The sequence below is a fragment of the Nevskia soli genome (assembly GCF_903970205.1).
In the GTDB taxonomy this organism is placed as follows: Bacteria; Acidobacteriota; Terriglobia; order Bryobacterales; family Bryobacteraceae; genus Bog-113.
In genome coordinates this window covers 1-12,401 of the sequence record NZ_CAJCHS010000103.1, presented here as the reverse complement: position 1 = coordinate 12,401, position 12,401 = coordinate 1, and the positions used below count along the sequence as shown (strand labels likewise).

Genomic DNA, 12,401 nt, shown 5'->3' with positions numbered 1-12,401 from the left:
TCGCGCAAGCATGTCAAAGCTTCGAAAGGCAAAGCAGGCGCTTTGCTCGTGAACTCCGGCAACGCCAACTGCGCCACGCGCACCGGCGATAAGGTTGCGCTCGAATGCTGTAAAGCCGCCGCGAAGTTACTCCGGTTTCCCGTACACCACGTGCTGCTCGCTTCCACGGGCGTGATCGGCATGGAACTCGACGCCCGGTTGATCACCTCCCGGCTCGCCGAGCTGCAAGCCGGTTTAGGGCACGACTTCAGCCGCGTCGCGCGCGCCATTATGACCACCGACACGGTGCCCAAAGAGGCGTTCGGCGAAGTACCGTTGCGCCGTGGGACGGTGCGCCTGGCGGGAATGACCAAGGGTTCCGGGATGATCCAGCCGCGCATGGCCACAACTCTCGGCTTCGTATTCACCGACGCATCGATTCCCGTTGCGCCGCTCCAGGCCATGCTGAAACGCGCCAATACCAAGTCGTATAGTTCGATCTCGGTCGATGGCGACACATCCACCAACGACACCTTGATCGTGATGGCGAACGGCGCCAGCGGCGTGCGGCCCGATCCGGCCGAAATGTCCCTGTTTGAAGAAGGTTTAACCATCTTACTGTGCAACCTGGCTAAGTCGATTGCGCGCGATGGCGAAGGCGCACGCAAACTAATCACGATCGAAGTCAGCGGCGCGCCGACCGATGATGCCGCGCGCCAGATTGCCCGCTCCATCGCGAACTCGCTGCTGGTGAAAACGGCTGTCGCGGGGTCCGATCCGAACTGGGGACGCGTCCTGTGTGCCGCCGGGAATGCGGGCATCGCGTTCGATCCGGCCAAGGTCGCGATTACCCTGCAGGCTGTGCCGGTCTGCCGGGCGGGTTTAGCCGCGCCCTTCGATGAAGCGGACTTGAAGTTGAAGCTCCACGCGCCGGATTGCCTGATTCAGTTCGCCATCGGCGGCCCAGCAAAAGGGAAAGCTATCTTCTGGACTTGCGATCTTACCGAAGGTTATATCGAGATCAACGGGAGTTACCGGACATGATTCTCGCCTTGCTGTCCTTACTCGCATTCCATCCGGATCAGGAGCCGTGCCGCGCGTGCGATACCTTGACCGCCATGGCTGCGGCGCTAAGTGACAACGACGGCGTGAAATTCATGGCCTACCTCGATAAGAGTACGCCCGGTTACTATGATATCGAGGCGAACGTAAATGCACTTACCGCGCAGCAGGATGTCGCGGCTAGTCTGGATGTACTCGAAGAGACGGGTGACGATCAGCAGGCCGTCGATACAGTCGATTGGTTCCTGATGTGTACATCGCAGGATGGCTTGCAGGTAGTTACTCGACGGCGCATGCGGGTGAAAGTAAGTGCGCGTAAGGAAGGGAAGCATTGGATGGTAACGGCTATCGATCCGCGCTCGATTCTTGATCCTATCGCTGCAACGCCTTCTCTGAAGAAGTAAGTCGATGCAAGGCTTATACGACGCGCAGCCCTAACCGCTCCGCGAACGGATCGAAATCTCTGTCGTTATGTAGGAGCCGATATCCACTCTCGATACATCGCGTCGCGATCAACGCGTCGATCGTGCTTCGCACGGTTACGCCAAGCCTACGAAGGGACCGGAAGTTCTTGGCAGCCTGCATGGCAATGTCCCTGCCTCCCAGCTCGATGATCAGCAGGCTCGTAAGGACTTCCTTTGCGACGTGAAAGTCTTTATCCTTCACAAAACCTTGGAGCACCTCGGTCAGGATCAGGTCGCCGACCGCTAACTCTTCTGTACCCAGCAACCGATCGAGCTTCTCGGTTTGCGGCGTAATGACTCCATTGAAGTAATCGATCCACACCCTGGAATCGACAACGATCACTTGTCGCGCCTCAATTCATCGAGATCTCCGCGCCATTCCAGTTTCCCGCGAAGCCGCCGGATCTCGGCCTGCTTTCTCAAGCGAACAAGCGTTTGCAGCCCCAATTCCACCGCTTCCCGCTTGGTTTTCAAGCCGGTCGCACGAAGCGCGTCCCGCATTAGCCGGTCGTCGATCACAATGTTCGTCCGCATGGATGTGTATCCAGAGAACCTTCTATACACATTGTAGTCCGGCGCGGCGTCCAGATCCGAGACGCGCTGCAGACCGGCAGTGGCGCCCCGCGACGTGCTGAATGCGTCCAGCCAGATCTCGTGGATCGTCAGCTTGCTCACCCAGAGTCCGGTTCGACCCGCGCCGCGTCGGTGGAGGGGCTCTGCTACACCGGGCGTTCCGCGCCGACTAAGCGGAACATGACCCGCGGACGCTCGCGCCAGTCGGCACTCAGTCCAATGCGCACCACGTCGATCTCCGGCGCCAGGAATCGCAGAATTGTCTCCATCGAGGGATGAAACTGAAGTGCCGGCGCGACCAACAGCAGACGCGGCGGATCGCGCCGTAACTCGATGCCGGGGAAATAGCCGAGCTTGCCGAACTCGCCCCGATCCAGATGCCATTTGACGCGAATCCAGTAATCGAGCGCCTGTAGCGGCAGGTGCAGATCCGGCGAGGCTTTCAGTTCCAGGACGGCGAGGCGGCCGGCATAATCCACCGCTAAAAGGTCGATGACGGTGCGGTTTTGCGCCGCAATCGCCGGAACCTGTCCGTAAACCGGCGAGACGGCGAGCGACGCTTCCACCGTTTCAAGATTCGAACGAACAATCGATTCAAGCCACGCCTCGGGATTCTGCTGCCAGATCAGCGTCTGCGAGTCGGCATCCGGACTTCGCATCGCATGCAGGCTGGCCGCAATGGCCTGCGCTTCTTCCAGGCTGAGCGCGGCGCTCCCATTACCCAGGCGCCCGTTCTTGTAGCGGGCAAACTCGAGGCCGGCCACGCGCAGACTAACTTCTCCTGAAGCGACGGGCAGAGCCTCGGAAAACGGAATCGTAAAGGGCAGCGGGGCGGCATGGCGGCACGGCTCAAGCGATGTCAGCACGTTGCCGTAATCATTCGGATCGAGCGGCATCGCGAAATCCTCGTCCGAATACAGATACATCGTGAAGCGCGCTTGCGCAGGGTCGAAGAACGGCAGATAGAAACTGAGCAGCGGCGCAACGGGCGACGGCGCCCAGAACTGTAGCGTGGTGATGGTCAGCTTGGGATGGAGTCGCCGCGCGTAGTCGAGCCAGATCAGGCCGAAGCTGAGCATGGCCGGGAACTCGTTCGCTTCGGGCGGCGCTCCAATGGCGGCGATGGCTTGCGTGCCGCGGGTCAGCAGCGCGCGTGGAAATGCGGGCGAGAGGGTGTGTTCCAGGTCGGGGTCGCTTGAGATGCGCGCCATCCGCCAGCCCGATAGTTCCCGCTCCAGCATGCGGCGGAACCGCTCGCGGAAGATGAGTCGGGAGCCTTTGCGCTCGTGGTCGCCGTGGCGGGGATGGGCCAAGTCGATAAGTTGCAGTTCGCCCGGCCGCCCGCCGAATCGCTGCACCGCCAGCGCGAGGCAGCCGCGCTCCGAGCGTGTCACGCCGCTGATACGCCGAACCAGATTGCGTGTTTCGTCCCAGACGTTCAGCGTGAGGAAGCCGGGGCGGTCTTCCAGTGAAAGCGAGTCCGATTGGATGAGCAGCAGCGGCTCACCCGGTTCGAGGATGGCGGGGCGGCGGGCGCGTTCCAGGAAGTGATGAATCGCTGCGCGGACCGCGGGAATATTGACAGGCGGCTGTATCGCGATTCGGTCCATAACCATTCTGTGTGGCCGGTCAAGAGTCATGTTCTCGCCCGCGTGGAAGTGCAATTGCGGCACAAAAGCGTGTGAAATGTTGCTGGTTCAACGCCGCTGTCGTTCTATTTACGGTTTTTGCGGTAGGGTACGCGCAATCGCCGCGGAAAACGGGGCAACCCGTACAACGCAGATCGCAGCCGCCCGATGTCGGCCAGGTAAATAACGGCAGCCTGGCGGACCCGGTCGGCCCCAACTCGACCGGCTCGGCAGTCCTGCGAGCGCAGATCCTTCTGGACCGCGCTCATTTCTCGCCTGCCGAAATCGACGCGATCTACGGCGAAAATCTGGGCCGCGCGATCCATGCCTACCGTGCGGCGAACGGCATGCCGGATTCCGACACCGTGGATGCAGACATGTGGGCGAAGTTAAATCAGGACACAGCACCCGCCATCCAGCAGTACACCTTGCAGGACGCCGATGTGGCCGGACCCTTTACCCCGGACATCCCTCACGACATGATGGAAATGGCTAAATTACCGGCGCTGAACTACGAGAACGCGCAACAGGGTCTTGGCGAAAAGTTTCATTGCTCCCCCGCTTTGCTCGAGCAGTTGAATCCAGGAGTAGATATGACCAAGGCGGGCGCGCAGATTGTGGCTCCGAATGTTATTGTCACTCCGCCACCTGGACATGTCGCCAAAATCGAGGTCAGCAAAGATCGAGGCGTGGTTCAAGCCCTGGGCGATGACGGGAAGATCATCGCGACCTATCCGGCCACCATAGGCAGCGAGCACGATCCGCTTCCTATCGGCGATTGGAAGATTGTAGAAGTCAAAAAGTATCCTTACTTTCACTACAACGCCAGCTTGTTTTGGGATGCGGCGAATAAGTCCGATCGCGCCACGCTCAAGCCCGGTCCTAAGAGCCCGGTGGGGGTCGTTTGGATGGGGTTGAGCAAACCGCATTACGGGATTCACGGAACCGAAAATCCGCATACGATCGGGCATACCGAATCGCACGGCTGCATTCGCCTGACGAACTGGGACGCCATGGAACTGGCAAGCATGGTGACTAAGAACACGCCGGTTACCTGCACAGAGGACTAACATGCGATCACCGTTCCTGCGATTTACCGTCGCGTTCGTAGTGATCGTTGTTTGTGCCGGAGCGGCCTGGTTCTACTACACGCGCCGCGCGCCCGCGGCAGTTACAACTGTTGACAAACCGTCGCCCGCCGGGCCAGTACAGCCCTTGACGCCGCCGGTAAGTCATTCGACAGAGCCGTCACCTGGAACGAAGCCCCACATGGCCGACAATCCGCCGGACCTGAACGGACTGAACTATCCGGAAGTAGCGATTCCCGGCTCGGACATCCCTTCGCCAGCGCCGCCGGGTCAGCAGACTACAGCCGGTTCAGGCTATGTTGCGGAGTTGACCGCGCGCAAACTGGTGATGCCGATTGCCGGCGTCCCCGCGCAGCAGTTATCCGATACTTTCAACGATCAGCGCGGTGCCTCTAAGCACGAAGCCACCGACATCATGGCCGCGCGTGGGACCCCCGTCCGGGCCATTGATGAAGGCAACATTGTCAAGCTATTTCTAAGTAAGCGGGGCGGAAACACGATTTATCAATTCGACGATTCGCGGAAGTATTGTTACTACTACGCCCACCTTGATAAGTACGCGCCGGGTATTCAGGAGGGCAGTCTGGTACGGGCCGGAGATGTAATCGGGTATGTGGGTTCGACGGGCGATGCTGACGCGAATGCACCGCATCTGCACTTCGCGATCTCGCTGCTGAATCCGGATCAACATTACTGGCAGGGAACGCCGCTCGATCCATATCCGGTGCTGGTAAAAATCGCCGGCAGCGCGGCGAAGTAACACGGACGTATAAACTAGTTGCAAATGTTTCTTTTTGCGGCGGTTCTACTACTCTCGCTTCCGCAGTCCGATCGGACCGTGGACCGCGCGACGAGTTATGCGGGCACCTGGTCGAGCAACAATGGCGGAGACGGGAAATTGCACTTATCCATCAGGAGAACCTCCGACGGCTGGGATTGCAAGCTTGCCTATTCCATTGGTGACCAACCCGAGATCAATGCCCAAAACTTCTCGTGCGCCGTTGACGGCACCAAGCTGAAGGGCCGCTATGAGGTCGAGACCGACAGCGGCACGGCGAAGATTGCGCTCGAGGCTGTGATGTCGGGCAGCTCGCTGGAAGGGACCTATAGCGAGCTTGGCCCGGACGGCAAACCGGCGGATGCGGGCAAGTGGAAAGTTACCGCGGCGCAGTAAGAGAAGAGAGACATGACGATTACACTTGACCTGAATCCGGAAGTAGTAGACAGCCGATGGAGGCAAATGCTTGCCGTCTTTGATCCGTGTTTATCACTGTTTATCCGCGGCTAATCGGTTTTGATCTTAGGCGTGCACTACGGGCGCCCGGTCGGGGAGTTCCGCGACTAAGGACAGCTTCCCGCCCAGTGCCTGGACGCTCTTCCGCAGCGTCGACAGCAGCAGATCGCGTCATCTCCTCGGCGATCAACTCGGCTGCGAGCCGGACCAGCTTGAGCCGGACCAGGTGCGCGTCGAAGCGGTCATCGGCCTTGCGGATCAGCTCGCGGTAAAACCGCTTTTCGCTGACACCCGATTGATCTCCCGCGATTCAGTCCCGCAATTTAGCGAACCCTGGCCTCTGACAAGCCGTATAGACTGATACCGGCTATGCTACGAACGATTACATTCCTCATTCTCTCGCTTGTCCCGGTCGCGTTTGCCGCTGACGTCGCGGGCGAATACACCGGCACATGGTCCAGCGACAGCGGGTCTTCGGACGGGAAACTCCGCCTCGCGATCTCAAAAGGCTCCAACGCCTGGGACTGCAAGCTCACCTATTGGGGCGGGGACCAGCCGGAAGTGACTCCGAAACCCGTGTCATGCGCGGTCGACGGGACCAAGGTAAAAGCGCAGTACCAAACGCAGGGCGATGACGGCAACCAAAACATCACACTGGAAGCCGTAATGACCGGTGATGCACTCGAAGGCACTTATAAGGCAGCCTCCGACAGCGGCGAGGCGCTAGATTCAGGTAAGTGGAAAGCGTCGGCAGCGCATTAGAGCGGGTTCGTGAGCGGATGGCGAAAGCGGCCGCGCGCAGCGGTCGCTCGCTGGATGAGATCACGCTTCTCGGAGTGACAAAGATCTTCCCCGCGGCCGTCGTACGCGCAGGTTACGAAGCGGGGTTGCGTGAATTCGGCGAGAACTACGTTCAGGAATTCGAATCGAAGAGCGCCGAACTCGGGGACCTTCCCGGAGCGCGTTTCCACCTGATCGGTCATCTGCAATCGAACAAAACTCGCAAAGCGGCGGAACTCTTCCAGGTGATCCAAAGCGTCGACTCGGCAAAGCTCGCGCGCCGCCTGAATGAGGCCGGAAGCAAGCTCGACATTTACATCGAGGTGAAAACATCCGATGAAACGTCGAAATCGGGCGCCGATGAAACCGATCTTCCGGCGATCGTGGACGCGGTACGCGCCTCATCCAATCTTTCGCTGCTCGGTCTAATGACGGTTCCCCAATGGTCTGAGGACGCCGAGCAATCCCGCCCGGCTTTCGCTCACTTACGCGAACTGGCCGGACGCTACGGCTTGAGCAAACTCTCCATGGGGATGTCGAACGATTTCGAAGTGGCGATCGAGGAAGGCGCGACGTTGATCCGGGTCGGAACCGCGATCTTCGGCCGGCGTGCCAAACCGGCATGATCGTCGGTTATTATGCGCCGCTCCCGCCGGCACGAACGGGAGTCGCGGACTACGCGCAAGTACTTCTCGGCGCCTTGCGGAAAAAGGGCGACGTCGTCGTGAATGCCCACAAAGCCGACGTTAACCTCTACCATCTGGGCAACAACCCGCTGCATCGCGAGATTTACGAACGGGCGCTGACGGCACCCGGCGTTGTCATCCTGCATGACGCCCTGCTGAACCACTTCTTCCTCGGCACGCTCGATCGCGACCGCTACATCGAAGAGTACGTCTACAACCATGGCGAGTGGGAGCGCAACTTCGGGGCTACTCTGTATGACGGCCGGGCAGCGTCCGCCACCTCGCGACGCTATTTCGACCGGCCCATGCTGCGCCGTATCGCCGAGCGCTCGCTAGCTGTTGTCGTCCATAATCCCGCGGCGGCCGAGCGGGTCCGCATTGCCGCACCGGGCGCGGAAGTTGTCGAGATCCCCCATCTATTCACCCTTCCGCACGCGCCCCAACTGGACACGCGCGCGCGCATCCGCAACGACTGGCAGCTCCCTCCGAACGCCTTCGTCTTCGGAATCTTCGGCTACCTTCGCGAAACAAAACGCGTGCTCCCGATCCTCCGCGCGTTCGAAAAACTCCAGCGTGACTTGCCGCATTCCCGCCTGCTCCTCGCGGGGACCTTCGGGTCCGAAGATCTGGCGCGAGCCGCTGCGCCTTCTCTCGAGCCTCCCACGATTTTGCGCGTCGGCCGCCTGCCGGACCGTGACTGGTGGAACGTTGCCGATGCCGTGGATGCCGGGCTCGCGCTACGCTATCCGAGCGCGGCGGAAACGTCCGGAATCGCCATTCGCCTGATGGGACTCGGCAAGCCCGTGTTCCTCACCGACGGCCCGGAAATCTCGCGCATTCCCGACGACTGTTGCTTCCGAATCGGCGGGGGAGTTGAAGAAAGCGCTCAACTATCGCACACTATGGAATTAGCCGTTCGACGCCCTGATATCTCCGCCGCTATCGGAAACCGGGCTGCGCTTTACGTTCGTCAGCACCACGATACGAGTCGAATCGCCGATCAGTTTTGGAATCTGTTATGCGCTGTTTCCGCATCTGCGCCCTCATTGTCGCTGCCCTGACGCCTTCGCTCCGAAGCGCCGGAACCAGCACGCATGTGCCGGTCACTCAGACCCATGAGTGGATTCCCATGCGCGATGGCGTGCGGCTCGCCGCGAACCTGTTCCGGCCGGAAGCGGCAACGCGCCTCGCGACCATCCTCGTGCGCACGCCCTACGGCAAGGTCAATGAGCTCACGCCGAACTACCAGGCGCTGGTCGACCATGGATACAACTTCCTGATTGAGGACGTTCGCGGTCGCAACGAAAGCGAAGGGATTTTCGATCCGCTCGAGCAGGAGCCCCTCGACGGGAACGACACCATCAACTGGATCGCCGAGCAGCCTTGGTCCAACGGCAAAGTCGCCATGACCGGCGGTTCCTACCTCGGCATTACGCAGTGGAAAGCGGCCGCGCTGAATAACCCGCACCTGAAGGCGATCTTCCCGGTGGTCTCGGGAGACGACGATTACCGCGATCGTTTCTACTCGCCGGGCGGCGCGATGAAGTGGGGGCACCGGCTCGAGTGGGTCAGCGAGAATATGCGCGCTGCCGAGTTTACCCCGCCGCCCTTCGACAAATTCATCTGGACCCTGCCGGAGCGCCACGCCGACCAGGTGGTTGCGGGCCGCGAAATCAACATACTCAAGGCGGCTTTCGATCACCCGGCTGACGACGCGTTTTGGAGATCGATCTCGACTCGCGAAAAGCTGGCGTCCATCAAAGTGCCCGTGTTCTCCGTCGGCGGGTGGTACGACAACTACGTCGAAGGCGATTTGGACGCCTTCGCGACGCTGCGCAAAAGCGGGACGCCGGCGCGGATTCTGATCGGACCCTGGCCGCACAACATGTCGACGCGGATCACGACCGTGGACTTCGGACCGGATGCCCACCCTCCGTTGCGGCGCTCGCAACTCGAATGGTTCGACGAGTGGCTCAAGGGCGAAACCGTTCCGCTGGCCGCTGCCGCGCCGGTTCGCATCTTCGTGATGGGCGCGAATGTCTGGCGCGATGAGAATGAATGGCCGCTGGCTCGTGCCGTTGCCGAGCGGTTCTATCTGACGAGCGAGGGCCATGCGAACACGGGCTCCGGCGACGGAGTGCTGCTGGAGGAGGCCTCTCCACGCGGGATGAAGACCGACGGGTTCACCTACGATCCGCGCAATCCGGTACCGACTGCCGGCGGCGCCGTTTGCTGCAACAACAAGATCTTTCCCTGGGGACCCGAGGATCAGCGTCCGTTGGAAAAGCGCGCCGACGTTCTGGTCTATACGACGCCGCCGCTGCGTGAGGACGTCGAAGTCACGGGGCCGATCGTACTGGTTCTCGAAGCCGCCACGACCGCGCGCGATACCGACTTTACCGGCAAGCTCATCGATGTCTATCCCGACGGGCGCGCCATCAACCTGACCGACGGGATCATCCGCGCGCGTTACCGCGACGGTTTATCGAAGCCGAAACTCCTCGATTCCACCAAGCCGGTGAAGTACTTCATCGATCTGGGAGTGACTTCGAACGTGTTCAAGCGCGGGCACCGATTGAGGCTCGAAGTGTCGTCCAGCAATTTCCCGCGATTCGACCGGAACCCGAATACGGGCCGCGCCATCGCCGATGAAGTGAATCTGGTTCCAGCGAAGCAAACCATCTTTCACAGCACCCATCACCTGTCCTATCTGGTCCTACCCGTTGTGCCCGCAAACGTGCGCTACACTGCTTCCGCACGCCACTGATTGACACCCAAGTTGATGCCATTGAAACCGATACCGGCGCTGATTACCCGTCAGCGCGACCCGGACAATCTCGAATCGCACTTCTCCGCTCTTGATGGCGTGCTGACGCCCAACGACTCGTTCTACGTCAGAAGCCATTTCGAAGCGCCGGTGATTGATCCTGGCGCGTGGCGGCTGCGTATTGAAGGGTCGGTGCACCGGATCGTGGACCTGACTCTGACCGACCTGCGCGGGATGGCGGCACAAACGCATACCGCGGTCCTCGAATGCGCGGGCAACGGGCGGCTCTTTCTCAAGCCCAAGAAGGACGGTGTGCAATGGGAACTCGGGGCCGTCGGATGTGCGCGCTGGAAGGGAGTGCCCCTCGCCGCGGTGCTCGATCGGGCCGGAGTGCAACCGGGGGTTATCGATGTCGTCCTTGAAGGGGCCGATTCCGGAACACCCGAGAAAGCCGACCATCCCAAAGCAAAGATCACCTACTCTCGGAGCCTGCCGTTAAGCAAAGCGCGGCAGCCCGAAGTCCTGCTCGCCTATGAAATGAACGGCGAACCGTTAACGCGCGCGCATGGGGCGCCGGTCCGCGCGATTGTGCCCGGCTGGTATGCGATGGCGTCCGTCAAGTGGCTCCGGCGCATTCTTCTGATCGATCACCGCTTCCAGGGATTCTGGCAGACGGTTGACTACGCCTATTGGTCCGCGCACGATGGGCAGCCGCCCGAACATGTTCCGATCAGTGACATCGCCGTGAAGTCTACGATAGCTCAGCCGGCCGGAAACGACCGCATCGCATTCGGCGCGCCTGTTCGCGTGTTCGGCGCTGCCTGGAGCGCGGGCGCCGCGATCACGACAGTGGAAGTTAGTGTTGACGATGGCAAGCTCTGGAACGCGGCGAAGCTGATCGACGAGGCGCACGAGCATGCCTGGCAGCGCTGGGAATTCGTATGGCGGCCCGACAAGCCGGGGCGCTATACGCTACGGTCTCGCGCCACCGACGCCGCCGGAAATACACAACCCGCTGAACACAATAAAGACCACGGCGGTTACATCGTGCACCACACTTTGCCGGTAGTCGTTGAAGTGGAATAGCTCTCAGCCGAGATCGAGTTCCCAGGTCTGCCCGACCAAGTCCTTCCCGAAACTGTGGTGGGGCTCTTCTTTCACCAATCGAAAACCAGCCCGCTCGTAGATGCGATGCGCCGCGGTCAGAATACTCTGGGTCCAGAGAACGATCTTCTTGTAACCCGCGGTGCGCGCAAACTGCACGCACTCGTTGACCAGCGCGTGGCCGAGCCCCAATCCGCGGGCGCCCGGCTCGACGAATAACAGACGGAGCTTCGCCGTGTGCGGTTCGTCGGGATGTTTGACCAGAAAGACGTGACCGATACTTTGACCGTCCCTTTCCGCGATCCAACAGCGTTCGCACTTCGGATCGAAGTTCGTAATGAACGCGTCCACGATGCGCGCCACAAGCGCTTCGAATGTTTCGTCCCATCCGTATTCCTCGGCGTAGACGATTCCTTCACGATGCACCACCCAGCCCATGTCGCCGATCCGATGCGGGCGCAGAACATAAGGCGGCCGCGCTGCATTCGCGTTGAGAATGCGTTCTGCTGTCTGTAAGCTGTTGATGAATTGCGACCGCGTGGCCGGCGGCATCCCATCGAGAACGGCCCGTCCCTGTGCCTGGGATGCGCCATCCAGCTTGCGAAACGCGGACTTGCCGCGCGCGGTAAGGGTCAACTCGGCGTGGCGGGCGTCCACCTTCGACGCCGTCCTCTTCAGCAAGCCGTCCCGCTCGAACTTGCCCAGAATGCGGCTCAAATAGCCGGTATCCATCCCGAGCTCGTCTGCGATCTCTTTCGCGTTGGGCGAGCTGCGGTTCGCGATTTCGTAAAGCACCCGAGCTTCCGCCAGACTGAAAGCGCTGTCAAGAAGCCCTTCGTTGAGCGTTCCCAGGAAACGCGTATACATCCGGTTGAAACGCCGGAAGGCCGCCACATCTTCAGCGATCATTCCGCTATTGTCAAGCGAATTAGCTGACTCTGTCAACTTTTGGGTTGGAACGCGTAGTTGACGCTCGGGGTGACGATCAGCGAGAGCCCGAGCGAAGCGAAGATCCCGCCGATCACCGCGATCGCCA

General features: G+C 60.7%; 14 protein-coding genes. 10 read left to right on the top strand and 4 right to left on the bottom strand.

Annotated elements, in window-relative coordinates:
- A partial coding sequence (gene argJ / locus H1Y01_RS04920; RefSeq protein ID WP_180539153.1) for a bifunctional glutamate N-acetyltransferase/amino-acid acetyltransferase ArgJ occupies window positions 1–1,023 on the top strand: 1,023 nt, incomplete at its 5' end.
- Window positions 1,020–1,445: a hypothetical protein gene (locus H1Y01_RS04915; RefSeq protein ID WP_180539152.1), complete on the top strand. Its 426-nt coding sequence runs from the start codon at window positions 1,020–1,022 to the stop codon at window positions 1,443–1,445. The genes argJ and H1Y01_RS04915, both read left to right, overlap by 4 nt.
- Window positions 1,446–1,458: 13 nt before the next feature.
- Here H1Y01_RS04915 and vapC read toward each other — a convergent pair whose 3' ends face one another.
- From vapC to H1Y01_RS04900, 3 genes are all read right to left on the bottom strand, one after another.
- Entirely contained in the window at window positions 1,459–1,848 is a 390-nt protein-coding gene (gene vapC, locus H1Y01_RS04910; protein ID WP_180539151.1) for a type II toxin-antitoxin system VapC family toxin, read from the bottom strand.
- On the bottom strand, window positions 1,845–2,039 hold the full coding sequence (locus H1Y01_RS19905; protein ID WP_180539156.1) for a type II toxin-antitoxin system VapB family antitoxin: 195 nt from the start codon (window positions 2,037–2,039) through the stop codon (window positions 1,845–1,847). Before H1Y01_RS19905 ends, vapC begins: the two co-directional genes overlap by 4 nt.
- A gap of 185 nt (window positions 2,040–2,224) precedes the next feature.
- Window positions 2,225–3,688, bottom strand: a complete 1,464-nt coding sequence (locus tag H1Y01_RS04900) for a hypothetical protein (protein WP_180539150.1) — start codon at window positions 3,686–3,688, stop codon at window positions 2,225–2,227.
- Between the two features lie 71 nt (window positions 3,689–3,759).
- On the opposite strand from H1Y01_RS04900, the gene H1Y01_RS04895 reads away from it, so the two are divergent.
- The 8 genes from H1Y01_RS04895 (at window position 3,760) to H1Y01_RS04860 (ending at window position 11,347) form a co-directional block, all read left to right on the top strand.
- Window positions 3,760–4,776 (top strand): L,D-transpeptidase family protein, encoded by a 1,017-nt coding sequence (locus H1Y01_RS04895; protein ID WP_219341273.1) that lies wholly within the window; start codon window positions 3,760–3,762, stop codon window positions 4,774–4,776.
- Window position 4,777: 1 nt separating this feature from the next.
- The gene (locus tag H1Y01_RS04890; RefSeq protein ID WP_180539149.1) at window positions 4,778–5,554 is read left to right on the top strand and encodes a M23 family metallopeptidase; all 777 of its coding nucleotides are present in this window, start codon (window positions 4,778–4,780) and stop codon (window positions 5,552–5,554) included.
- 24 nt (window positions 5,555–5,578) lie between these two features.
- Complete coding sequence (locus H1Y01_RS04885) at window positions 5,579–5,968, top strand: hypothetical protein (RefSeq protein ID WP_180539148.1); 390 nt, start codon at window positions 5,579–5,581, stop codon at window positions 5,966–5,968.
- 429 nt (window positions 5,969–6,397) lie between these two features.
- Window positions 6,398–6,790: a hypothetical protein gene (locus tag H1Y01_RS04880; protein ID WP_180539147.1), complete on the top strand. Its 393-nt coding sequence runs from the start codon at window positions 6,398–6,400 to the stop codon at window positions 6,788–6,790.
- Window positions 6,766–7,434, top strand: a complete 669-nt coding sequence (locus tag H1Y01_RS04875; RefSeq protein ID WP_219341272.1) for a YggS family pyridoxal phosphate-dependent enzyme — start codon at window positions 6,766–6,768, stop codon at window positions 7,432–7,434. The genes H1Y01_RS04880 and H1Y01_RS04875 overlap by 25 nt, the downstream gene beginning before the upstream one ends.
- The gene (locus H1Y01_RS04870; protein ID WP_180539146.1) at window positions 7,431–8,555 is read left to right on the top strand and encodes a glycosyltransferase; all 1,125 of its coding nucleotides are present in this window, start codon (window positions 7,431–7,433) and stop codon (window positions 8,553–8,555) included. Before H1Y01_RS04875 ends, H1Y01_RS04870 begins: the two co-directional genes overlap by 4 nt.
- Window positions 8,513–10,261 carry a CocE/NonD family hydrolase gene (locus H1Y01_RS04865; RefSeq protein WP_180539145.1) on the top strand — a complete coding sequence of 583 codons (1,749 nt, stop codon included), beginning with the start codon at window positions 8,513–8,515 and terminating at the stop codon, window positions 10,259–10,261. The genes H1Y01_RS04870 and H1Y01_RS04865 overlap by 43 nt, the downstream gene beginning before the upstream one ends.
- A 15-nt stretch (window positions 10,262–10,276) precedes the next feature.
- Window positions 10,277–11,347, top strand: coding sequence for a sulfite oxidase (locus H1Y01_RS04860; protein WP_180539144.1), 1,071 nt, complete (start codon window positions 10,277–10,279; stop codon window positions 11,345–11,347).
- 3 nt (window positions 11,348–11,350) lie between these two features.
- Here H1Y01_RS04860 and H1Y01_RS04855 read toward each other — a convergent pair whose 3' ends face one another.
- Complete coding sequence (locus tag H1Y01_RS04855; RefSeq protein ID WP_180539143.1) at window positions 11,351–12,274, bottom strand: bifunctional helix-turn-helix transcriptional regulator/GNAT family N-acetyltransferase; 924 nt, start codon at window positions 12,272–12,274, stop codon at window positions 11,351–11,353.
- Between the last annotated feature and the right edge of the window lie 127 nt (window positions 12,275–12,401).

Excerpts from the sequence above, each read along its gene's own strand:
- H1Y01_RS04900 (WP_180539150.1), bottom strand. The coding sequence starts at position 3,688 with ATGGACCGAATCGCGATACAGCCGCCTGTCAATATTCCCGCGGTCCGC.
- H1Y01_RS04860 (WP_180539144.1), top strand. The coding sequence starts at position 10,277 with ATGCCATTGAAACCGATACCGGCGCTGATTACCCGTCAGCGCGACCCG.
- H1Y01_RS04855 (WP_180539143.1), bottom strand. The coding sequence starts at position 12,274 with ATGATCGCTGAAGATGTGGCGGCCTTCCGGCGTTTCAACCGGATGTAT.
- H1Y01_RS04870 (WP_180539146.1), top strand. The coding sequence starts at position 7,431 with ATGATCGTCGGTTATTATGCGCCGCTCCCGCCGGCACGAACGGGAGTC.
- H1Y01_RS04885 (WP_180539148.1), top strand. The coding sequence starts at position 5,579 with ATGTTTCTTTTTGCGGCGGTTCTACTACTCTCGCTTCCGCAGTCCGAT.
- H1Y01_RS19905 (WP_180539156.1), bottom strand. The coding sequence starts at position 2,039 with ATGCGGACGAACATTGTGATCGACGACCGGCTAATGCGGGACGCGCTT.
- H1Y01_RS04880 (WP_180539147.1), top strand. The coding sequence starts at position 6,398 with ATGCTACGAACGATTACATTCCTCATTCTCTCGCTTGTCCCGGTCGCG.
- H1Y01_RS04865 (WP_180539145.1), top strand. The coding sequence starts at position 8,513 with ATGCGCTGTTTCCGCATCTGCGCCCTCATTGTCGCTGCCCTGACGCCT.
- H1Y01_RS04890 (WP_180539149.1), top strand. The coding sequence starts at position 4,778 with ATGCGATCACCGTTCCTGCGATTTACCGTCGCGTTCGTAGTGATCGTT.
- H1Y01_RS04915 (WP_180539152.1), top strand. The coding sequence starts at position 1,020 with ATGATTCTCGCCTTGCTGTCCTTACTCGCATTCCATCCGGATCAGGAG.